The organism is Cupriavidus sp. KB_39 (assembly GCF_052114485.1).
Lineage (GTDB): Bacteria > Pseudomonadota > Gammaproteobacteria > Burkholderiales > Burkholderiaceae > Cupriavidus.
This window is the reverse complement of the sequence record NZ_JBFREV010000155.1, coordinates 1-711: the sequence shown is the minus strand read 5'-3', so window position 1 is coordinate 711 and position 711 is coordinate 1. Positions and strand designations below refer to the sequence as shown.

Here is a 711-nt window from a genome sequence, read left to right as displayed (position 1 = left end):
CATGCAGGCCGCGATCATCGCACTGGACGACCCGGCCGGCGTTGCGCAGGACCTCGCCGCCCTGATCCACTGGCATCAGGAGCGCTTGCTGGACACGTACGTGCCAGCCGGCAAGTACGACAAGAAAAACGGCTACGGCAACTATCCCACCACGCACCGGAATCTGGCTGCACTGGATGGTGCCATCAAGTCATTCCGGCAATCCAATGATGAAAAGGTGAAACTCCAAGTGTTCCACAAGGCGGATGTCCTTGCGGACTACCTCAAGGTCAGCTACGAAGTTGCGAGCCAAGACACGGCGTCGCGCGGGGGAATGGCCGCACCGCCGGACACACCGGAAGACGTCAAGAGAAAACAGGAAATGGATGCGGCGATCCGGAATCCTTCGCCGCAGACGATCCAGTCTGCCCAGAATGAATCGTGGGGCGAATATCTGCGCCGCTTCAAGCCGGAACTCCATAGCGCGTGGCGCAATGAGTTCAAAACGCAGTCTGACGCGCTCCAGGCCCAGCACGTCGAACCCCTGGCGAAGGCCCACGCCGCGTGGATGCGGAGCAACCTGCTCGCCAACAAGCTCGACTGCACGCACGATGGGAGCAATGCGCTAAGCGGCGACGCCTACGCGGAGACCTTGCAGCGATGCATCGCCACAACCCAGCAAATCGACGGCTGCGCCGCGGTCTACCTCCAATGGCTAAAGGGGGACATCAC

At 61.2% G+C, this 711-nt stretch carries 1 pseudogene; it reads left to right on the top strand.

Going from position 1 to position 711, the window contains the following annotated elements:
- A pseudogene (locus AB4Z27_RS29250) lies at window positions 1-711 on the top strand (hypothetical protein); the annotation flags it as partial.